This window comes from Gordonia sp. NPDC003376, assembly GCF_053589235.1.
In genome coordinates, this window is the sequence record NZ_JBSFRM010000001.1 from 110472 (window position 1) to 131793 (window position 21322).

The 21322-nt window shown below is 67.9% G+C and carries 17 protein-coding genes and 1 riboswitch; of the genes, 5 read left to right on the forward strand and 12 right to left on the reverse strand.

The features are described from left to right. Positions 1 to 23: 23 nt before the first annotated feature. Positions 24 to 623 carry a TetR/AcrR family transcriptional regulator gene (locus tag ACWDUA_RS00505; RefSeq protein ID WP_449749051.1) on the reverse strand — a complete coding sequence of 200 codons (600 nt, stop codon included), beginning with the start codon at positions 621 to 623 and terminating at the stop codon, positions 24 to 26. A gap of 383 nt (positions 624 to 1006) precedes the next feature. On the opposite strand from ACWDUA_RS00505, the gene ACWDUA_RS00510 reads away from it, so the two are divergent. Beyond that, on the forward strand, positions 1007 to 2926 hold the full coding sequence (locus ACWDUA_RS00510) for a YhgE/Pip family protein (RefSeq protein ID WP_449749052.1): 1920 nt from the start codon (positions 1007 to 1009) through the stop codon (positions 2924 to 2926). Positions 2927 to 2946: 20 nt separating this feature from the next. Continuing rightward, the gene (locus tag ACWDUA_RS00515) at positions 2947 to 4227 is read left to right on the forward strand and encodes an oxidoreductase (RefSeq protein ID WP_449749053.1); all 1281 of its coding nucleotides are present in this window, start codon (positions 2947 to 2949) and stop codon (positions 4225 to 4227) included. A gap of 34 nt (positions 4228 to 4261) precedes the next feature. Here the strand turns inward: ACWDUA_RS00515 and ACWDUA_RS00520 are convergent, their stop codons facing one another. From ACWDUA_RS00520 to ACWDUA_RS00540, 5 genes are all read right to left on the reverse strand, one after another. After that, the gene (locus ACWDUA_RS00520) at positions 4262 to 4996 is read right to left on the reverse strand and encodes a hypothetical protein (protein ID WP_449749054.1); all 735 of its coding nucleotides are present in this window, start codon (positions 4994 to 4996) and stop codon (positions 4262 to 4264) included. After that, complete coding sequence (locus ACWDUA_RS00525; protein ID WP_449749055.1) at positions 4962 to 6566, reverse strand: MFS transporter; 1605 nt, start codon at positions 6564 to 6566, stop codon at positions 4962 to 4964. The genes ACWDUA_RS00520 and ACWDUA_RS00525 overlap by 35 nt, the downstream gene beginning before the upstream one ends. A gap of 138 nt (positions 6567 to 6704) precedes the next feature. Continuing rightward, complete coding sequence (locus tag ACWDUA_RS00530; RefSeq protein WP_449749056.1) at positions 6705 to 8345, reverse strand: HNH endonuclease signature motif containing protein; 1641 nt, start codon at positions 8343 to 8345, stop codon at positions 6705 to 6707. A gap of 416 nt (positions 8346 to 8761) precedes the next feature. Beyond that, entirely contained in the window at positions 8762 to 10195 is a 1434-nt protein-coding gene (locus ACWDUA_RS00535) for an amidohydrolase family protein (protein ID WP_449749057.1), read from the reverse strand. Positions 10196 to 10252: 57 nt separating this feature from the next. Continuing rightward, a complete protein-coding gene (locus ACWDUA_RS00540) occupies positions 10253 to 11416 on the reverse strand; it encodes a carboxylate--amine ligase (protein ID WP_449749058.1) in 1164 nt (387 codons plus the stop codon). A 215-nt stretch (positions 11417 to 11631) separates the two neighbouring features. Between ACWDUA_RS00540 and ACWDUA_RS00545 the strand changes: the two genes are divergently transcribed. After that, entirely contained in the window at positions 11632 to 12804 is a 1173-nt protein-coding gene (locus tag ACWDUA_RS00545) for an EamA/RhaT family transporter (protein WP_449749059.1), read from the forward strand. 82 nt (positions 12805 to 12886) lie between these two features. Then, the gene (locus ACWDUA_RS00550; RefSeq protein WP_449749060.1) at positions 12887 to 13759 is read left to right on the forward strand and encodes an SCO6745 family protein; all 873 of its coding nucleotides are present in this window, start codon (positions 12887 to 12889) and stop codon (positions 13757 to 13759) included. Between the two features lie 36 nt (positions 13760 to 13795). Here the strand turns inward: ACWDUA_RS00550 and ACWDUA_RS00555 are convergent, their stop codons facing one another. From ACWDUA_RS00555 to thiO, 6 genes are all read right to left on the reverse strand, one after another. After that, positions 13796 to 16399, reverse strand: coding sequence for a LuxR C-terminal-related transcriptional regulator (locus tag ACWDUA_RS00555; protein WP_449749061.1), 2604 nt, complete (start codon positions 16397 to 16399; stop codon positions 13796 to 13798). Between the two features lie 107 nt (positions 16400 to 16506). Continuing rightward, a complete protein-coding gene (locus tag ACWDUA_RS00560; protein WP_449749062.1) occupies positions 16507 to 17250 on the reverse strand; it encodes an ABC transporter permease in 744 nt (247 codons plus the stop codon). Further along, positions 17247 to 18317, reverse strand: coding sequence for an ABC transporter ATP-binding protein (locus ACWDUA_RS00565; protein ID WP_449749063.1), 1071 nt, complete (start codon positions 18315 to 18317; stop codon positions 17247 to 17249). Before ACWDUA_RS00565 ends, ACWDUA_RS00560 begins: the two co-directional genes overlap by 4 nt. A gap of 10 nt (positions 18318 to 18327) precedes the next feature. Continuing rightward, complete coding sequence (gene thiG, locus ACWDUA_RS00570) at positions 18328 to 19092, reverse strand: thiazole synthase (protein ID WP_449749064.1); 765 nt, start codon at positions 19090 to 19092, stop codon at positions 18328 to 18330. A 4-nt stretch (positions 19093 to 19096) separates the two neighbouring features. Beyond that, the gene (gene thiS, locus ACWDUA_RS00575; protein ID WP_449749065.1) at positions 19097 to 19294 is read right to left on the reverse strand and encodes a sulfur carrier protein ThiS; all 198 of its coding nucleotides are present in this window, start codon (positions 19292 to 19294) and stop codon (positions 19097 to 19099) included. Beyond that, complete coding sequence (gene thiO / locus ACWDUA_RS00580) at positions 19291 to 20421, reverse strand: glycine oxidase ThiO (protein WP_449749066.1); 1131 nt, start codon at positions 20419 to 20421, stop codon at positions 19291 to 19293. The genes thiS and thiO overlap by 4 nt, the downstream gene beginning before the upstream one ends. After that, a riboswitch (TPP riboswitch) is annotated at positions 20419 to 20531 on the reverse strand. Its footprint overlaps the gene before it by 3 nt. A 19-nt stretch (positions 20532 to 20550) precedes the next feature. On the opposite strand from thiO, the gene thiE reads away from it, so the two are divergent. After that, positions 20551 to 21252, forward strand: coding sequence for a thiamine phosphate synthase (gene thiE / locus ACWDUA_RS00585; protein WP_449749067.1), 702 nt, complete (start codon positions 20551 to 20553; stop codon positions 21250 to 21252). The last annotated feature ends 70 nt before the right edge of the window (positions 21253 to 21322 follow it).

The window sequence follows — 21322 nt, forward strand, 5'->3', positions numbered from 1 at the left end:
GGAGCTCTCCGCCCACCCACGACTCAGTGCTGAAGTCGGGGCAGGTCCGCCCGTGCGATGGTCCGCGCCTGCGGGGGATCGATACCCAGCGCCCGCAGCGTCAGCTCGGCGGCCTCGGCTCCGGCGTCCCGCCAGGTCTGATGGCCTTCCAGGACCATCCACATGGCGCTGATCGTGGTACCCAGGATCAACGAGACCACGCTGTCCACATCGAGGTCGGAGACCTGATAGCGCTCGGTGGAGATCCCGTCCTCCAGATCCGCCTTTGCAGGCCCGGCCATCCAGGACCGCAGCACTTCCTCGTTGAGTCCGAACTTCACCGCGAACCGTCCCAGCGTCGGGTTCTCGTGCGCGTACCGAATCCACAGCCGCATACCGGTGGCCAGGCGTGCCGCCGGGTCCTCGATCCCGACGAAGCTGTTCGCCACCCGTTCGTGCAGGTCATCGCTGAGACTGCCGACCACCTTTTGGAACAGGTCCTCGATCGAGCCGACGTTGCGGTACAGGGTTCCCCGCGCCACGTTGGCCGCAACGGCGAGTTCGCTGAAAGTCACCCCGGTGGGCCCCTTCTCCACGAACAATCGTGCAGCGGCGTCGCTGATCCTCTGCTCTGTAGATGACACGGTTGCCTCTTTCAGCGATGAGCTCCGTCAAGCGCGGACAGTGCACACAACTGTACGACCTGACCCGGGCATCAATGCAATGACACAGAGTGATCAACATACGAACACCAATGTTCAGTTGGCCGGGACCCGCCACCGCCGACACATGTGTGCGCAGCTCACAACTTGAACAAAATTGACAGATTTTGAACATTTGTGTTCTAGTGTGATGCACGGCACTGCGCCGATCGATTCCACGCATCGTCCGCCACCGGCCCGAACCACGTCTACGCACGCCCTTCCCCGTGACCATCCGACATGCCACGCGCACCGGGCCTGCCGTGATCGCCCGACCAGTTCGGCCGCGACGCCCACGACTCCTTCGCCGAAGAGAGGACCCGCCGATGGCGCCCGTCGCCTCCCATCTCTCCCGGGTACAGCGTTCCCGCGCCCTGCGGATGCTCGTTGCCGTCTTCATCACCGTTCCGCTGGTCGCATCCGCGATCTACATGTGGATGATGTGGGACCCCACCGAGACCGTCGGTGACATGCCCGTCGCGATCGTCGACAACGATCGCCCGGTGGGACAAGGCCCGCAGCGCATCCACGCGGGCGCAGATGTCGCACGAAATCTCGTCGAGACCAAGCCCCTCGGCTTCCACCTCGTCGATGCCCGCACCGCCGACGCCGGCCTCGCGAACGGCGACTACTACTTCGTGGTCGAGATCCCCGAGACCTTCAGTTCGACCCTCTCACTCATCGGTTCGTCGACGGTGGCCCCCGCTCTCATCACCGTCAGATACAACGACAACAACACCCTCAAGGCCTCCAGCATCGGGGCCGCCGCGATGAGTCAGATCAACGCGGCCGTACTCCGCGGGGTATCCAGCACCACCGTGGGCACCCTGGTCGACGGCGTCGATGATCTGGGACAGGGTCTGCGGCAGGCCGCCGACGGATCGGGACGGTTGGCCGACGGCACCGACCAGTTGAGCACCGGGCTCGACCAGCTGTCGACCGGGCTCGGCGGACAACTCGCACCCGGGATGAGCCAGGCCGCCGACGGTGGCCGGCAGCTCGCCGCTGGGTCTGCCCAACTCGCGACCGGACTGACCCGATTCCGGGACGGCACAGACCAGTTGGGTGCCGGAGCCACACAGCTCGCCGACGGGATCGACACACTCGTCGGTGGTCTCGACATCCGAGCGCTGAAAACCGCCGTTGCACAGGCCGAAGGCGTGCTTCCGCCCGGCAGCCCTGCACTCGCCCCACTCCGGTCCCAGCTCACCCAGGTCACCACCCTCGTCGACGGACTCGAGCAACTACGACAGGGAAGCCGGCAGATCGCCACCGAGCTGACCGATCCGGCGGCCCCGTACCGCGGTGGACTCGAACAACTCGTCACCGGCGGCCGACAGCTCGACGCCGGCGCAGCATCGCTGTCGGATGGACTGGGGCAGCTGGACTCCGGTGTGCGCGACGCCGTCGACGGTGTCGTGCGGCTCCAGGACGGGAGCCACCGGCTCCGTGACGGAGCCGGTCAACTCGACGACGGCCTCCGCGCGGGGACGCAGGGCCTGCCGGACCTGCAGAGCCCCGAAAAGCGAGCAAGCCTCGCCGAACTCCTCAGCACACCGGTCACCAGCGACCAACAGTTCGTCGCCCGCGCCCAGTTCTTCGGTCCGGGAGCGGCTCCCACCCTGCTCATCGTGGCGTCTGCACTGGTCGTGATCGTCGTCTTCATGTCGTTCCGTGCCCACGACTACGTCGCCGGAAGCCATCGGACACTATCGTGGCGCACCATGATCCGCAGGGCGGTCGCCGTGACCGGGATCAGCCTCGCCGTGATGGCCGCCCTCGGTGTGATCGTCTGGCACGTCCTCACCCCGTCCCCCGATCCCGCATCGCTCGGTCAGGTGATCGTCGTCGTCGCGGCGGCGACCGTCATGAATGTCGCGGTGACGTCGTTGTTGTTCACGCTCTTCGGCTATGCGGCCGGTGCGCTGACGTCACTCGCGTGGATGATGCTGCAGTTGTTCTCCTATGGCGGGGTGTGGATGGTGGAAACCCTTCCGGCGCCGTTCCGTTGGTTGCACCCGGTGAGTCCGATGACCTACTTCCGGGACGGTCTGATCGCGGCATTCAATGGTGCGGAAGGATTCTCGTCGGCGTTGACATGGATCGTCGGGATCGCGGTGTCGGCGCTGGCGATCAACCTGGTGGTGTGCAGGATTGCCCGACGCGCCGAACGCACACCCGCAGCCGCCGACGACACCGCCGCACCCGAGCGCACGGCGACCGAACAAGCCATGCCGTCCGTCTAGATCAGCAAAGGAATCCGCAGGTGATCGAACCCCTCTCGAATCCGCTTCGCACGCCGCTACGGATAGGACAGCTCACCGTGCCCGGCCGCCTCGTCAAGTCGGCCACCAGTGAGACCCGCGCAACCCACGATGGTCACGTCACCGACGAACTGCTGGAGTTCTACCGGCCCATGGTCCGGGCCGGAACCCCGCTCATCATGACGGGAAATCTCTATGTGTCACTGCAGTCGAAATCTGCCGGACGCCAGGCGGGTATCGACTCCGACGACAAGAAGTCGGGCCTCCGCGAGTGGGTGGATCTCGCCCACTCCGGCGGAAGCCGGTTGTTCGCCCAGCTCAACCACGGCGGGCGGCAGATGGTCGCCTCGGCCGTTCCGGGCGAATCCCCGGTGTCTGCCTCAGCGGTTCGAGAACCACTGTACGGAGTCCGGCCTCGCCCACTGCGTGGCGATGAGATCCCTTCGGTAACAGCTGATTTCGCAGATGCGGCCGAACGCGCGCGAGACGTCGGCTTCGACGGGATCCAGATCCATGCCGCGCACGGGTACCTGCTGAGTCAGTTCCTGACCCCACACACCAACCACCGCACCGACGCATACGGCGGCAGCCTGGAGAACCGGATGCGGTTGCTCCGCGAGGTGTACCGCGCGATCCGTGAACGGGTCGGCGACGAGTATCCGATCATTCTGAAGCTGAACGGAACCGACATGCTTCCGTTGCGGAAGGGTGCCACCACAACAGAACTGATCCGTGTGGCCCAGGTTCTCCGGGACGACGGGATCGACGGGATCGAGATCTCGCGCGCCCACTACGAGTCATGGCCGGGAATGGTCCTCGGACGGTACAAGGGATTCATCAGTGGCCAGATCCACGAAGGGTCAGGTGTCCACATGACCCGGCGTCGGCGACTGTCGTTTCTTGCTGCCGCACCGGTGATCGAATATGCCGCACAGCATCTGGCACCGGGATACGAAGGATTCAACCTTCCACAAGCGGCGCTGTTCACCGCGGCCCTCGACATCCCGGTCATCTGTGTGGGTGGCTTCCACACCCGAGCGGCGATGGAGGATGCGATCTCGAGCGGGCGATGTGACGCAATCTCGGTGGCGCGTGCGATGATCGCAGATCCCTACCTGTACCAGAACATCCACCGTCCCCAGCTGGATGCGCCGGTATGCGAATACCACAACGGGTGTATCGCCCGTTTCGGCGGGAGTCCCATCGACTGCTACGTCGAGCCGATTCGCCGGAAGCAACGACTGATGCTCGAGAATCGGCCCGACCCCGCCGACCCGTCATGAACCGTCCCGGCGTCACATGTCACGCCACACGGCCTCATCGTGGCAGCACCGCAACCACTTCACGGGCAGCAGTGGTCCACGCGGCGGTCGACGGTTGGGCAGGCAGGTTGCTGCCCACCAGCACCACGCTGACCACATGGTCGTCGGTGACCACCCACATCTGCGGGTAGTCGTCGGGCGGGGTGATGATCACCTCGCGGGCGATCCCGGGCACCGTCGTCGATCCCGGCTCGCTCAAGCCTGCGATGAGGTTGTCGGTGATCGGACCCGACTGTGGCTGTTGCACTTTGATGGTCCCGGTGAACGACAGGATGCCACCGGCGGTGAGGTAGTAGCTGCAGTTGTACGAGTCGGGTCGGCCCGGGTTGATCAGCCGGGTGTCGTCCCCGTCGTCGAGGGTCACCCCGGCCAGCGCGGACATCTGGGCGCCGGTGAGCAGGCAGTCGCTGGGCAGGACGTGGTCACGCAGCTGGGGACGGGGAGTGCCCGGCGTCGTCCGCGTCGGAAAGCTCCGCGGCGTGTTCGACGGGGCGGATGTGGTGGGGCCAGACGCTGTTGTGGTGGAAGCGCCGTGCTCCGCCGGGTTCGCATAGCCGACACCCGCGTTGGTGGCGATCGGTTCACCGGATATGGGGCGTGAGCACCCGGCGACTCCGCCGACGGCGACCACTGCCGCACCGACCACCGCGAAGGTCGCCGTCCATTGTCGGCGACGCCACCGTGACCTCCGCGAATCAGGCTGGTGTATCACCGACTTCAGTGTCCTCACGCTCGGCAGCGTACCGCGCCATGTCCTCACGCTCGCCGGCCGCGTTCGGATAGAACAGCCACACCAGCAACGCTCCGGTCGCCACGATGACGATCGCCGCCGTGTAGGCGCGAGTATCCCCCTGCACGAAGGCATCCCGTGCGGCACTGATGATCTGTTCGCTGTACTGGGGATAGCGTTCCGCCAGGTCGGCGGCACTGGCGAACGACTTCGTCAACGCCGCCTGGGTCTCGGAGCTCACCTGGGCTGCGTTCGGCGAATCATGGATGGTCTCGGTGAGCGCCTTGGCGTACCCGGCGGTCAGGATGGCGCCGAGCACCGACTGCATGATCGCCCCACCGAGGTCGCGCTGCAGATCCGACGTACTCGACGCCATACCCGCACGTGACACCGGCACCGATCCGGTCAGCGAATGCGACGCCGGCGTTCCCGCGAACCCCACACCCACACCGATCAGCATGTAGGTGCCGATCACCGCCCACAGTGACGCCGAGTCACGCCAGAAGACCTGTGCCACCACCAGTCCCGCGATGATGAAGGCATAGCCGATGATCAGCGTGTACCGCGATCCGATCGACTCGACCATCTTGGCCGACTGCGGGGCCACGATCACCATGGCGGCCGCAGCCGGCAATGCGAGCGCACCGGCTGCGAGCGTGGAGTAACCGAGCACGTTCTGCAGGTACTGCTGGCCGATGAACATGGCGCCCATGAGTGTGCCGAAGATGATGATGCCGCCGAGCGCGGCCACCCAGAACGTCGGTCGGGATGCGATACGGAAGTCGTAGAGGGGTACGCGAATCCGTAGCTGGCGCCACACGAAGACCAGTGTCGAGATCACCGCGACAGCGGTGAGGGTCCAGACCGCCGTACCCATGTCGCCGAGTGGGGCGAAGTTGATGGCCAGGACGGTCGCACCGACGAGCACGATGGACAGCACGCCGGAGAAGTTGTCCACGCCGACCGCGGTGTCGCCGCCGTCTTTCGGAACCAGGAACCACGCCGCGGCCAAGGCGATCACCGCGAGCGGAATGGTGACCAGAAAGACCGACTTCCAGTCGAACTGCTCCAGCAACGCACCCGACAGCACCGGGCCCATCGCCGAGATGGCGCCGCCGATCGCCGACCACGCCGCGATCGCGGACGTTCGTTTGGCGCCACCCCACAGCGCGGTGATGATCGCCAGCGTCGTCGGATATGCCAGACCGGCGGCCACGCCACCGAGGACACGGGCGCCGAAGAGCACGTTCGGGTCACCCGCGAACCCGGCGATCAGCGACGCCGGGAGGGTGAGCAGCATGCCCGCGACCAGCAGCCGCTTGCGGCCGTACCGGTCGCCGAGCACACCGAAGTACAGCACCGACGCCGCCAGACCGAGCGAGTATCCGACGGCGATCAGGTTCAGCTGGGTGGAGCTGGCGTCAAGGGCACGACCGATGTCGGGCAGGGCGACATTGGCGACGGCCAGGTTGATGTTGGCGACGCCGGCGACGAGGATCAGTGCCGCCAGTACCAGCTTGGCGCGGGCCGGGGCCCGATCGTCATTGGTCCGGGTGTCCGTGGTGGTCACCCGCTGAGCGTACGTTGACCAGCGTGTTCGCGCGGGTTTTGTGGGGTTCCGACCCCAGTGCCATGCCTTCCGGCACGAGTGGGGGTTCTCGGCGATCCTCGAATCGACGGAACTCGGACCGGTCGATCTCGGACCGCACTACCCGGGATATGTGGTGACCGTCTTCCCGGTGAGTGGGTCGCGCCAGACGATCGCCCGGTCGATGAGCATCGTCGGAATCCACAACCCCAGATGCTTGCGATGATGATCGGCACGACACAACGGCATCAGGTTGAACTCGACGGTCCATCCACCGCTCATCGGGTCGGCATGGTCGAACTTCACGACATGGTCGAGCTCGCAGTCCGAGGCATCCCGGCCACAGCCGGGATAGCGGCAGATCTTGTCCAGCGCCACGACCTTGTCTCGCAGCCACTCCGGTGGCCGATACCTCAGCGCCCACTTCGGCGGGACCCTGTACCCGCCGTGTCCCGATGGATCGGCCGGTGGTGCAGGGCCGCGATCGGAGGCCAGGTCGACGGTCTGCCAGGCAGCGAGATTCCGGCCGATCGCGACGAGACCGATACCGGGGTCCCCGAGTTCGGGCAGATCGAGCTCGGGCACATCCATTCTCGTCACCAGCTGCCCGTCCGCGATGTCGTGCCAGTGCTGCGGATCGATCGCCCCGTACCCGACCAACCGGGGCGACGCGATGCCCGCCGGATCGGTGATCACCGTGAGGGACGACTGGGGAGGCAGTGGCGGGTGCGGCGGGATGAGTGCGACCGGGAGCCGCGGCGACGGCTCCTCGTCCTCCGGCGCCCGATCCGGATCGGATTCGGGCTCCACCGGCGGATCGTCGTCGGTGTCGGCGGCGGCTTCCTGCCCTGATTCCGACTCGTTCTCGGTCTGGACATCGGACCGGGGTACATGGTCCAGATCCAGTTCGGGATCCCGTTGAGGGACCGGGGGCAGCGGAATCCCCCGATTGCAGAACTCGTCTCCGCACGCGCACTCCAGAATCTCACCCGGCATGCCCTGGATCTCCTTGAGCGCCGCGACGCGCAGCCGTCCCAACGGTCGCGGGTCGCGGGAGCACACGCGCTCGGTGATCAGATCACGGATGCGGCCGGCCAGAAACAGGCCGACCTCGGCCGGCACCGTCGCATGCACGTTCACGTGACCGTGCGCCTCGTCGGTGACCGTGACGTTCTGTTCTGCCTCCGCGAAATCCTTCCGACGGTCGGCCGCGGCATCGGGATCCAAGGCGATGACCATCTCCGCGATCTGGTTACGCAGGGTGCGGTCGGCGGTCGGCCGATCCGCCAATGCGATCGCCCTGATCTCGGCGAAGGCCCGTACCTCCGGGTCGGTCAACACGGCGAGTTCGGACACCATGACCGAGGTGCGGGAGAAACTCCACCGACCGTCCAAGAATGCCACACGCACGCTCGGCCAGTCGGCCAGGGTGAGCGCCAGCCACATCCATTCACGCGCGACCTTCACCGGCACACTCAGCGCGATGGCCATCTGGGACGCCGCGGTCTTGTCCACCTGCCGCGCGATGTGTGGCGTGCCGATCGGCGCGGTGACGAGCATCTGGTCCAGCGTGTGCTCGGCGATCCGATTCGCGGCGAACACCTTACGCGCCATCAAACGATACTCATCACGCTGCAGCGATTCCGCCACCGCTCCCACCTCGGTCGATGAAAGGTGCTGGAGTCGAGCGTAATCGGTGACCGGATCGGTGAGAGTGAACATCAACACGACGTCGGCGGTTGCGGCGGTATCGGCGGCCATGTGTTCCTCCCCCGGAGTGGCTCGATCTTGTGTTCCATCATAAGTTGCAGGTCTGACACAAACCGTTGTGCGCCCAGCTTGACCCACGTCGCGGATCGACCACCAACCGGAGTACCTCACCCAACCACCCACCAGCACAGCGTGATTGAACCGACGACAAACGCAACAAAGCGAGACAAACCCCGGTCGACCGGCACCCAACAACGCCCACCAGCACAGCGGTTACGAACATCCCCCTCTCACCAGGCTTCGACACGGGTCCTCGCCCAGCGGCTCGGTCCCGGCTCAACCACCAACCGGAGCGGCTCGGTCCCGGCTCAACCACCGATCGACGTTGGGGCACATGGTGGTTGAGCCGATGAGGAGCGCAGCGACGAGACGTGTCGAAACCTCTGCCGGCCGATCTCGACGGGTGACTACGTCGACTCGAGGCCCTCGTAGTCGACCAGACGACCCTGGACGTAGACCTCGGCGATAGCGGGCTCACGCAGACCCATCAGCAAGGTGAACAGCTCCTGATCCCGGGCGAGTTGCTCGTCGTCGGAACGGATTCCGCAGTCGAGAGATCTCGCCAGCGGCAGCCAGCGGTCGGGCTCGATCACCAGGAAGTCGGCCTCTTTGCCGACGTCGAAGTTGCCGAACCGGTCCTCGGCGTCGAGGGCACGGGCACCGGCCAGGGTGCCGGTGAACAGCAACTCCGCCGGATTCATCGAGTAACCGGCGTCACCCGGCTCGGAGATGTGCACCTTGAACGCGTCGGACAGAACACGCGAGATCAACCACTCATCACCCGCACCGCAATCGGTTCCGGCGGCGACGGTCACCCCGGAGGCGACCGTGCGAAGCCAGGGCATGGTGCCCGACCCCAGGAACAGCTGAGAGGTCGGGCAGTGTGCGATCGAAGTTCCGGTCTCGGCCATCCGGGCGAGTTCGGTGTCGGTGCAGTGCACGGCATGCGCCAGCACGGTGCGCCGGCCGAGCAGACTCTTGCCACCGGTCGCCGATCCGGGCAGGAACTTGCCGTCGTAGGTGTCGAGGTACGAGTCGACCTCGAAAAGCTGTTTCACCGTGTCGATCTCGCCGGTTCCCGGCCGATTGTTCTCGTTGAGATGGGTGTGCACGTACACACCGGCGTCGGCGACCTCGCCGTACAGCTCGCCGAGCGAGGTCAGCGTCTGCGTGGTGACCGACAACGTGAACCGGGGCACGATCGCGGTGTGCAGCAGAGCACTCCGCCCGCGGCGCTCACCCTTTCCGTGCCAGGTCGCGATCTCCGCGCGGGTCAGCGCTATCGCGTCGGCCTCCGAGGTGAGCAGCGGTGCAGCCGATTCGGGGCCGACCGTCTGGATGCCACGGCCACTCACGGTGCGAAGACCGGCCGTCAGACTCTCGCCGAACAATGCGTCCTGCGCACCGGGGAACGCCGACCCGAACACCATCGCCGCGGTGGTACCGGTCGATACCCGGCGGGCGGTGAAGTCGCGGGCGACCATCTCGGCGAAACCGGCGTCGGCCAGTCGCGCCTCGGCGGGAAAGATGCACGTGTTGAGCCATTCCAGCAGCTGGCCGCCGCCGTAGGCGTCCAGCGAGTAGGTCTGCGGGAAGTGGATGTGGGCGTCGACGAACCCCGGGATGATGTAGGCGGAACCGTGATCGTGGACGTCGCGGTCCGGCACATCGGTCAGCGGGAACGGGAGTTCGGTACGCGGACCGCAGAACTCGATGACACCGGTCTCGTTGTCGTAGGCCAGCGCGCCGGTCGGGATGTCGACGAGTGCGGCGGCGGCCTCGCCGACAGCCGGGCTGCCCGCGATGTGGATGATGTGCCCGAGGTGAACATGAGTACTCACCTACACAACCGAAGCACAACTTCGGCGTTTCGGCACGCCCAGCACCCGACGCCACACTCAGATGGTGTGACCGTCCCACTCGTGGTCGTGCATGAAACCCTCCGCGAGTCCCACCCGGTACTTCACACAACTGCGCAGGATTCCCGCGTAGGCGGCGGGCAGCAACACCCCCGGCTTGCGATCCCCGGGCACGCCGATCACGTCGTCGAAGGTCCGCATGTCGTGGAAGTACTGCCCCATGGTGCGGCCCTGGCGGGCGTCTGCCCTCCACCCGTAGAGCGCCATCCCCACCTTGATCATGCGTTCGACGTCGTCGTCGGGGGTGATCAGCTCGTCGTTGGTGCCGAAGAACGCCCGGTCGACGCGATTGTGTGGCCGGAACATCATGATCCCGCTGGTCGCGCGCGGGTTGCATTCGATGCTGTACAGCCCGTCGTCGGGGTGATCGATGAAGTCGAACCCGACCTGCCCGGTGAAGCCGGTCCCGGCCAGGATGTCCGACACCCAGTCGAAGATGCCCTGGTGGTGGACGTTGGTGAACGACAGGCATGAGCTGCCGCCGATGGCGTAGCCCACCGGATAGGTGGCATGGGCGAAGATCCTGCCGTCCCGCACCACCGAGTACGTGCAGTACCGGTCACCGTGCAACCACTGCTGCGCGAGCCACGGGTTGTCGGCGTCGAACTCCAACCAGTCCATCGGATCGCCCGGGTACACCTTGTGCACCTTCTGCGATCCACGCGAATAGACCTGCTTGACCGCGAACGGGCCGTCGAAGTCCAGCGCGGCGATCTCCGCACGCGACGCGAACTGTGCGTACTTCAGCGTCGGGACACCCTGCTCCTCGAGCATCGCCTGGAACTCGAACTTGTTGTGCAGCCGGTTCTCCAGCTCGAAGTCGGAGAGGAACAGCTGACATTCCGCCGGGAACAGCCCCTGCATCATCGACAGCACGTCGGTCTCCTCATGGATCGGGATGACCATGTCGACGGCCTCGGCCCGGACGATCCGAGCCAGCTCACGGCAGTATTCCTGCGGTGCGAACTTGGGTGGCGGCACCTTGTGGAACCCGGTGACCGCATTCGACACCCGGGTGATCGCCACCGGGATGCTGTCGACAGTGGTCACCCGATGCCCGCCGGCCGCCAGCAGTCGTGCCAGGTTCAGGGAGAGAAACGACCGTCCGAAAGTGATGAGCACGTGTTTGCCGGAAGAGGTCACCCCGGTGAGTGTAGTGCTCCGGCCACCGGCCACCGCCGACGCAGCACACCGGCCGACTCCGGCCCCGACACGATGGCAGTGTCGGAATAGCCGGGCGGCAATCGGTGTTCGTCTTAGCTGATTGTTAGGTTGTGGTTGCCGGTCGCACAGGAGGACCGGCGCCGAACGGGCCGACTGGGGTGGACCGGGCGGCACGAGGTCTTCGGGAGGCACGGATGCTCTTTCTCATCGGAGTGGTGTCCGCATGTCTTGCCGCGGTTGCCTACGGAATGTCGACGGTGTTGCGTGCCCTCGGTGCACGCCGAGTGGCCCAGGCCGACCGTGAACGCGGCGTCGACGACACCAATGCCGCCGGAGGCCCGACCCTCACCTCGACGATGTCGACGCTGGTCGACCCGTCGTTCATCCTCGGCACGGTGATGGTGGTGATCGGCTTCGCCGGCGGCGCCATCGCCGCACGATTCCTGCCGCTGTTCCTGTCGCAGACCATCGTGTCGGCGAACCTCATCGTCACCGCCCTGCTCGGCACGATCATGCTGAACATCGCCCTGCACACCCGCGACTGGGTGGCGATCTGGCTGGTGGTGCTGTCGCTGTGCCTGCTCGGTTTCTCCTCGTCCACCACCACCGGCGAGGGTGAGGAGGCCTCGATCCACTGGGGCCTGTTCATGACCACGCTCGTCGTGGCCGGACTGGCACTCGCCGCCGTCTACAAGCTCGGCAGGCACGGGGCCATCGTCGGCGGCGCGATGTCGGGTCTGCTGTTCGGCATCATCGCGATCTCGGTGCGCATCCTCGACGGCGTCCACCCCTTCCAGCCGACGACGCTGCTCCTCGACCCCGCCGCCTGGACCATCGCGGTGGCCGGTGCGGTCGGCTTCTTCGTGCAGACCGTCGCACTCCAGCTCGGTGCGGTCAACGGTGTGACCGCCGCCCTCGTGGTCGGCGAGACGGCCGGCCCGAGCCTGGTGGGTGTGGTCTTTCTCGGCGACACCGCGAAGGCCGGTCTCGGCTGGCTGGCGGTGGTCGGCTTCATCGGCGCATTCGTCGGCGCGGTACTCGTCGCCTGGTATGGCTCGGGCGATCCCGATCACTTCGGTGAGGCCCCGCCGATGAAGGGCGGCTGGCGTCGCGGACGTGAGGAACCCGACGACGAGGTGGAGTTCGACGAGCTCGAGACCATCGACGAGACGGCTCCCGACGTGCCGCGCATTCCGCCGGTCCCCGACGACGCCGCCGCACTCAGCTGCGACCTCGTATCGGATCTCGGCGCCGGTCGCGACCTCGGGTCCCGCCCCGATCCCGACGCTCGGCCCGATGACGAGACCGAGGACGAGACCGACCGGGGTCCGGTGCGCAACGGCCTCGGCCGCCGCCGCTCCCGCTGACCGATCCGGTGCTGCCGATCGATACCGGCAGGCCCCGCGCCCGTCCTTGACAGGTCTCGATGCCCACCGACAAGGTGGGGGCATGACCTCGACTGCGCCGTCTCGGGCGCGCCGTGCCTACGACGCCCTCGAGCCGTTCCACGTCCTGGCGTATTTCAACCGCGGGCTGGGCGCCGCCACCCGGGAGACCGGTCTCGACCAGTTCGCCTTCTACACCGGCACGCGCGGGGCACCGCTCGGGGACTGCTCGTCGGCTGTGGTCGCCGCCGCCTTCGTGAACTTCAATCCGGAACCTCTGCGCGCGAGTTGGGACAGCGCCCGCGCCGTCGGCCTGGACCGGCTGTCGGAGGTGCGCTACCGGATGCTCGACGAGCAGTATCACGCGATCCTCGGTGATGCCGCCGACCACCCATTCCTCACCGAGGCCGCCGACCGCATCCTGACCGCAGCCGCCGGCCTGCCGACATCGGGACGGCCGCTCGGGGCGGCCTGGCTCGCCGCCGAACCACCCCACGAACCCGCCGTACGCCTGTGGCATGCGCTGGCCGTTGCACGGGAATGGCGCGGCGACAACCACATCGCGGCGTTGGTCGTCGAGGGGATCAACGGGATCGAGGCGTGTACCTTCCACGAAGCGCAGCTGCCCGACCCGACGGTCCGGCGCCGCGTCCTCGGCCGCGACATGACCCTGCTCACCCGGCAGTGGTCGGAACGGCAGTGGGAGGACAGCGTCGACCGGCTGATCGACCGCGGTCTGGCCGAACGCATCGACACCGGGCACCGGCTCACCGCCGAGGGCGCAGCCCGGTATGACGACATCGAGGCGACCACCGACGCGTTGACCGAACCACTTTGGGCGGCAACAGGTCTCGATGATGTCGTCGCGCAGCTCCGTCCGTTCGTCAAGACCCTCATCGACGCCGGAGTGCTGCCCGGGACGCGGCGCAAGGGCTGACCCGATCCCCCGGGCCGACTCCGGATCGCCGCGAGATCACCTCTCCCGCATGATGAGTGCGGCGATTCCATCCCGATCGGTGACGTCGAGTTTGGCGCACGCCCGGTAGATGTGACCTTCGACGGTGCGCACCGACACCGTCAGGCGTTCGGCGATCTGCTTGTTGCTCAGACCGGATGCCACCAGGTTGGCGATCTCGCGTTCCCGCGAGGTGAGCGGCAGCGGTTGTGCCGCCTCCAGCAGCGCCGGGGTACGCAGGCCACCGCAGGCCGCGGCCAGCCGGTTGGCCATCGACGACGACGCGACCGTCGCCGACCGTTTACCCGCGGCGTCGTGGATGCTGCTGGCCTGGGCGGCGATGTCGGCCGCCGACAGTTTGAACCCGAGTTCTTCGAGTTCGGCTGCGCAGACATCGAGTTCGACACTTTCACCGTCGGCCAGCGCGGCCGCATGCCGGGCATAGATCCCCGCGAGCGGACCGTCGATCAGCTCGGCGAGTTCGGCCAGTCGCGGGGCACCGGTGGTGTCACCGAAGCGGGCCGCGGAATGCCATGCCTCCGCCTCGATCGCGAGCTGGCCGGTCTCCGCAGCGGATCGGGCTGCGGTGTGGGCGAGTTCGATTCCCTTGGACACCACCCCGGCGGCAGCCGCCTGCCATGCCTCGGCGATCCCGAGCATCGGGTCGAACACGGCGACATGCCGGCCGCCGCGGGCCCGCGCACGGTCGAGGATCGCCTCGGCCCTGTCTGGCTCACCGAGTGCACTGAGTGCTTGTGCGAGAAAGACATACGCGGGGTGGTTCCAGGACGCCGAGTACTGCTCGCCGTCCAGCGTGGCGAGGGTCTGCTCGATCCGGCGGACCACCGCCGCACAGTCGCCACGTGCCAGTTCGATGGTCGAGACCAAGACCCCCGACATCGCCCAACTCAGGTATTGCGCGGTGTTGGCGAAGGCGACGTACCGCTGGACGGCCGCGTCGGCGTCGTCGAGCCGCCCGGTCAGGGTGAGCCCGAGCACCTCGCCGATGCCGGCCGGGTAGCGCAGCAGTCCGTCGGTGAAACGCTCGGCCTTGCGGGCACGGTCGGCCATGGGACCCAGCTCCGAGCCGCGGCCGGCGACCGCACGCGAGAGCATCCCGCCGAACACACCCCACTCGACCGCCCACGGCAGCGCCGACTTCTCGGCGAGGACCGAATCGGCCATGGAGATGGCGTCACCGATGCGATTCTCGAAAAGCGCACAGGCCGAGGCGATCCCGTCGACGATGCGCATGAGGTTCGCGTCGTCGACGCGGGTGCGGACGTCGTCGAGGATCTTCGCGGCGCGTTCGGCGTCGTTCATCACCCAGAACATGTTGCCCACACGCTGCAGCCCGATCCGCAGGGTCAGCGCCGAATCCAGGCCGGCGGTGTCGATGTCGGTGAGGATCTCCTCGGCCTGGTCGGGATGCCCCTGCCACATCAGTGCGCGTGAGAGCAGCTCCGCCTCGGCGGGTCCACCGCCCTCCTCGAGGGCGGCCCGTGCGAACCGCTCCCCCATCGGGGTCTGCGCGAGGTTCAGCGCATCGTCGGCCGCCGACGACAACAGGCTCAGATCCACCGCCGACGCATCGCTCTCCAACGCCAGCTCGGCCAGTCGGATCCGGTCGAGTGGGGTGTCGAGGCTGCGGCCCTTCAACGCGCGCACCAGGTTCCCGCGGAGTCGGCGCGACGACGCGAAACCCAGGCGACGGCGGATGACCTCGCCGAACAGGGGATGCTGGAAGCCGACGTTGAGGTCGCGGCCGGCACGCTCGATCCGCACCAGGCCGTCGATCTCGGCGTGCTCGATGGCCTCCTCACCGGCGAGTTCGGCCAGGACGTCGAGATTCAGCGGCTCACACAGACTCACGTACTTCAGCGAGGTGAGCACCGACTCGTCGAGCTGCTCGATCCGCCCCTCCAGCAGCGACGCCAGTTCGGAGGTGATGGCGGCGCGTCCGCGGAGCTGCCACACCCCGTTGACCTGCCGCAGGGTGTTGGCCTGCCGCGCCCCCTCGACCAGGTGGCGCAGGAACAGGGCGTTGCCGCCGGATGCTGCCCACATCCGGTCGGCCGAATGCTCCTCGAGCTGCCCGCCGAGCACCGATTCGACCAGTTCGACGCTCTGTTCCTTGGTGAACGGCGACAAGGTGATCCGCAGGAGGTGATTGTCCTTCCACAGCGACGTCACCGCATCCGGCACGGTCTCCCCACTGCGCACGGTGGCGACGATGTGCACCGCCCGGTCGATCGCCAGCTGATGCAGCAGCGTCGCCGACAGTTCGTCGAGCAGGTGGGCGTCGTCGACGCCGATCACCACGTTGCCCCCCGACAGCAGTGACTCACGGGCGGCGGCCAGGTAGGTGACCGGATCGCTCGACGTCGCCGGTCCCACCAGATGTGCGAACACGCCCAAGGGGATCGACCGCGCCGATTCCGTTCCGGCGACCCACCGCACGCCACCTTCGATTCCCGCCGTGACGTGACGGGCCAAGGTGGTCTTCCCGACCCCGGAATCCCCCGTCAACACCACACCGCACACCGAGGTCTCCCCGCGTAGTGCCGCGGAGATCGCCCGGTACTCATTCTCGCGCTCGACCAGAGGCCAGTTCGCCGGCATGCGATGGATTTTAGTCGGTTGATCAGGAGTTCGATACGTCGTGTCCCCGCGCCCACGGACACCGGTTGCCGATCAGGCTGTACACCGGCTGTGCGTTGGCTGTGGATCTATGCGTCGCGTCGGTCGGTGACGATCACACCGACCACGAAGATCACGATCGCCCAGGCCGCGAAATAGACCAGCGAGACCGTCGGCCCCCAGTGGTAGTCCGAGCCCTCCACACCTGACAGGAACCGGGTTCCGTTGCCGAACGGCAGCAGCGGCGCCGCCCAGTCGCGGACCTTGGGCACCGCGCCCAGGATCGTCTCGATCACGAGCATCCACACCAGCACCAGGGAGATCGCGCCGGCGGTCTGCCGGACCAGCGCGCCCACACCGATCGACAGCAACACGCACAGCGCGGCGAACACCGGGATGCCCCAGATCTGCCGGATCACGCCGGAACTGCCCAGGTCGATGCCGGTGATCCCGGCCTTGAGCATCAGCACGCAGATCACGGTGAGGATCAGCATGGTGAGAAAGGCCAGGCCCACGTAGACGATGGCCTTGGCGACCAGCGCGACCGGCCGCTTCGGGACGGCCAGGAACGTCGAGCGGATGGTGCCGAACCGGTGTTCGCTGGTGATGCCGAGAATCGCCATGATCATCAACACGATGACGGCGAACTGGTGCAACCCGATCAGTGCGACGAACAGCGTCTCGCCGTCGACCGGCCTCCCGTCGGTGTTCTCGGCGAGCCCGGCGAACAATCCGGTGACACCCAGCGACAAGATCACCGCGAGTCCCACACACCAGTAGGGAGATCGGATCGTGGTGAGTTTGATCTGCTCGGCCCGCAGTGCGCCGATCATCGGGGACCTCCGTCGAACGGTGTCGCCGGCGTCTGGGGTGACCCGGCGTGCGGTGGCTGCCGGGGAATCTGCCCCGATGGTGGCGGGGGTCCGGGGGAGGGCGGCGGGGGTCCGGGGGAGGGCGGCGGGGGTCCACCGAGGGGCGGGGTGGTCGGCGTCCCGCCGTGGTATTGCACCGACCCGGCGGTGATCGCCATGAACGCCTCCTCGAGCGAGGCCGTGTGGGCGGCCAGCTCGTGCAGGCGGATACCGGCGTCCCCGGCGACGTCGCCGACGCGGTCGGTGGTGACGTCGTCGATCGCCACCACCGGGCGGCCCTGTGCGTCGGCTTCCGGCCTCGGCGTCAGACCGACGGCGACCAGGGCGTCGTGCAGGCGCTGTGGTTCCGGGGTGCGGACCCGGACCGTGGTGCGGGCCGACGCGGTGAACTCGGCGACCGAGCAGCTCGTGATCAGCCTGCCCTGCCCGATGACGACGAGATGGTCGGCGGTCAGGGACATCTCGGTGAGCAGGTGGCTCGACACCAGCACGGTGCGGCCCTCGCGGGCCAGTTGCCGCATGAAGTTGCGGATCCAGACGATGCCCTCGGGGTCGAGACCGTTGACCGGCTCGTCGAACATCAGGGTGTGCGGGTCACCGAGCATCGCCCCGGCCAGCCCGAGACGCTGCGACATACCGAGCGAGAACCCGCCCGCCCGCTTCTTGGCCACCGATGTCAGGCCCACCATCTCGAGGACCTCGTCGACGCGGCGCGCCGGGAGGCCGTTGCTCACCGCGAGCCATCGCAGATGCGAGCGTGCGCTGCGGTTGGGATGGACCCAGCGGGCGTCGAGCAGGGCACCGACCTGCCGCAACGGGTTCTCCAGTTCCGCGTAGGGATGACCGTCGATGGTCGCGCGGCCCGATGTCGGACGGTCGAGTCCGAGCATCATGCGCATCGTGGTGGACTTCCCGGCCCCGTTCGGGCCCAGGAATCCGGTGACCCGACCCGGTTCCACGACGAACGAGAGATCGTCGACGGCGCGGACGCTCCCGTAGTCCTTGGTGAGGTTCTCGACCATCAGCACACGGCCGACACTACACACCCGGTGACGAGGCCAGGGCCCAGAAACGCTGGGGAATCCGTCCCGCCCCGGCGGCCAGCCGGCCCGCGGTCACCGCGTGCCGCATGGCGTGTGCCATCTGTTCCGGATCCTCCGCACGGGTCACCGCCGTGGCCAGAAGCACCGCATCACAACCCAACTCCATCGCGAGGGCGGCGTCGCTGGCGGTGCCGATGCCGGCGTCGAGGATGATCGGCACCTGGGCGGCCGCGACGATCATCTCGATGTTGTGCGGGTTGCGGATCCCGAGGCCGGTGCCGATCGGCGAGCCGAGCGGCATCACCGCGGCCACACCGAGATCGGCGAGGCGACGGGCGAGGACCGGGTCGTCGTTGGTGTAGGCCAGCACGACGAATCCGTCGTCGACGAGGCGCCGGGCGCCGTCGAGCAGTTCCACGGGATCGGGCAGCAGGGTCTTCTCGTCGGCGACCACCTCGAGTTTGACCCAGTCGGTGGCCAGCGCCTCCCGCGCGAGCTGCGCGGTGAGGACCGCCTCGGCCGCGGTGTGACTACCCGCGGTGTTGGGCAACGGTGCGATGTCCAAGCGCCGCAACAGATCCAGCACGCCGGTGGTCGACGACCCGCTCACCCGGCGCATCGCCACCGTGGTCAGGGCGGTTCCGGAGGCCACCAGGGCACGTTCGAGGACGTCGAGGTTGGCCGCCCCACCGGTACCCATGATCAGCCGGGATGCGATGTCGCGGTCGGCGATCCGGAAGACGTCGCCTGCTCCGGTCACGGGACTAGCCACCCTGCACCGCCGTGACCACCTCGACCTCGGCACCGTCGGACAGTGCCTCGTCCCAGTGCCGCCGCGGCAGCACCGCGCCGTCGACGGCGACCGCGATCCCGGTGTCGGGCAGGCCCAGTGCGGTGAGCAGGGTGCGGACGGTGCCGCCGGCGTCGAGCTCCGTGGCATCCCCGTTGACGGTGATGGTCATCCTAACCCTCCGGTGGTGGTCGATTGATCGGAAGTAGTTGTGGTGGAATACGTTTCGTCATCCGAATCGGCGAGGAGCGCGGCGAACACGTCGGCGGTGTAGGGCGCCAGCATGATTCCGTTGCGGCCGTGACCGCACGCGATCAGCACCCGCTCGTCGAGGCGGCGGATGATGGGCAGCCCATCGGGTGAACACGGCCGGAAGCCGACGCCGACCTCGGTGAGGGTGTACTCGCGGAGCCCGGGATAGACCTCGACGGCGTCGGCCAACAGATCGGCGACCCCACCGGCCCGGGCGCCCGGCGTACCGCTGCGCCACTCGTGCGCATCTCCCTCGTATTGTGTTGCGCCGACGACGATCCCGTCGGACCGGGGTACCAGGTAGACCGTCCGGCCGTCGACCCGCGCGCGGATCACATGCCGGGGCGGGGGCACGGTCCAGCGATCGGCCCGCAGCCGCAGTACCTCCCCTTTGGCCAGATACACCGGCGCGTCGGGCCAGAGATCGGCGATCCCGGCGCCGGCGGCGAGCAGGATCCGGTCGGGGCGGTATCGGTCGAGGTCGGCGAGGTCGGCGATCCGGCCCGACTCGAGCCGTGCACCGGCCGCGGTCAGGGCGCCGCGTAACGCGGCCAGCAACCGGCGGTTGTCGACCGCACCCTCACCGCGGGCGAGATAGCCGCCGCGCAAACGGGATCCGATCGCGGGTTCACGCTCTCGGATCGCCGCGGCGTCGACCGGGGCGAGCCGGTCGGTACTGCGCGGGCGTCGCGACCAGACGAAGTCGGCGAGTTGCGCGAGATATCCGGCGTCGGCAGCGCCGGCCGCCACGAACAGCGAGTCGTGTGCGGTGACGACGGCCGGGTCGCCGAGCCGCGCGACGAGGTCCGGCCAGCGCGCGACGGAGCGTTCGGAGAGGTCGAGCAGGGCGTCCTCGCCGGGATGGCCCTCGCCGAGCGAACCGAGCATGCCGCCGGCCACCCAGGCGGCCCGCAGATGCTCGCCGGCGTCGACGACGGTGACCTGCCATCCCTCGTCGCCGGCCCGGAGTGCGCAGGTCAGGCCGATCACACCACCGCCGACCACGACGAGATGGCGGGGTGTGCGATGTTCTTCGCTCGACGACATGGGTCGGTCGCATCCTTCCTTCGCCGGCATGATCCGGATCAGGTGTGACGGTCAGCGGGGGCGTCCCGCACTCTCAGCCCGGCGAACCCCGGACTCCCGTGTTGTCGTGTCCAGCCTAACCTCTCGGTCATGGTCACCGATCACCCCTCCGCCTCCGCCCGCCCCGACACCCGCGCTCGCCTCGCCCGGGCCCGGCTGTACCTGTGCACCGATGCGCGCCGCGAACGCAGCGATCTGATCGACTTCGTGGACGCCGCACTCGCCGGTGGCGTGGATGTCGTCCAGTTGCGCGACAAGGGATCTGCCGGTGAGCGGCAGTTCGGCAGCCTGGAGGCGCGCGACGAGCTGGACCTGCTCGCCCGGTTGCGCGAGCGGGTCGACGCCCACGGCGCGCTGCTCGCGGTGAACGATCGCGCCGATGTCGCCGCACTCGCCGGCGCGGACATCCTGCACCTCGGACAGGGCGACCTGCCGCCGGCCCGGGCACGCGAGGTGGTCGGCGATGCGATGATCGTCGGGCTCTCGACACATGACCCCGAGCAGGCCCGGTCCGCCGACGCCGACCCGGCGGTGGACTACTTCTGCGTCGGACCGTGCTGGCCGACACCGACCAAACCCGACCGCCACGCCCCCGGTCTGGGCCTGGTCCGTGAGGTGGCGGCCGGCGCGCCGTCGACGCCGTGGTTCGCGATCGGTGGCATCGACGAGCAGCGGTTGCCGGAGGTCGTCGACGCCGGGGCGTCCCGGATCGTGGTGGTGCGGGCCCTGACCGCGGCCGACGACCCGGCCGCCGCGGCCACGCGTCTGCGTTCGGGTACCGGACAACCCTGACCGCGCATCCGACCCGCCCCGACACGTGCCGGGCCCCGGAGCATGGTTGCCGCAGCCGCAGGTCGAGGGC

What these genes read in the sequence shown, in the direction of transcription:
- ACWDUA_RS00510 (WP_449749052.1), top strand. Translation starts at nt 1,007, where the DNA reads ATGGCGCCCGTCGCCTCCCATCTCTCCCGGGTACAGCGTTCCCGCGCC.
- ACWDUA_RS00530 (WP_449749056.1), bottom strand. Translation starts at nt 8,345, where the DNA reads ATGGCCGCCGATACCGCCGCAACCGCCGACGTCGTGTTGATGTTCACT.
- ACWDUA_RS00545 (WP_449749059.1), top strand. Translation starts at nt 11,632, where the DNA reads ATGCTCTTTCTCATCGGAGTGGTGTCCGCATGTCTTGCCGCGGTTGCC.
- ACWDUA_RS00550 (WP_449749060.1), top strand. Translation starts at nt 12,887, where the DNA reads ATGACCTCGACTGCGCCGTCTCGGGCGCGCCGTGCCTACGACGCCCTC.
- ACWDUA_RS00555 (WP_449749061.1), bottom strand. Translation starts at nt 16,399, where the DNA reads ATGCCGGCGAACTGGCCTCTGGTCGAGCGCGAGAATGAGTACCGGGCG.
- ACWDUA_RS00560 (WP_449749062.1), bottom strand. Translation starts at nt 17,250, where the DNA reads ATGATCGGCGCACTGCGGGCCGAGCAGATCAAACTCACCACGATCCGA.
- thiS (WP_449749065.1), bottom strand. Translation starts at nt 19,294, where the DNA reads ATGACCATCACCGTCAACGGGGATGCCACGGAGCTCGACGCCGGCGGC.
- thiO (WP_449749066.1), bottom strand. Translation starts at nt 20,421, where the DNA reads ATGTCGTCGAGCGAAGAACATCGCACACCCCGCCATCTCGTCGTGGTC.
- thiE (WP_449749067.1), top strand. Translation starts at nt 20,551, where the DNA reads ATGGTCACCGATCACCCCTCCGCCTCCGCCCGCCCCGACACCCGCGCT.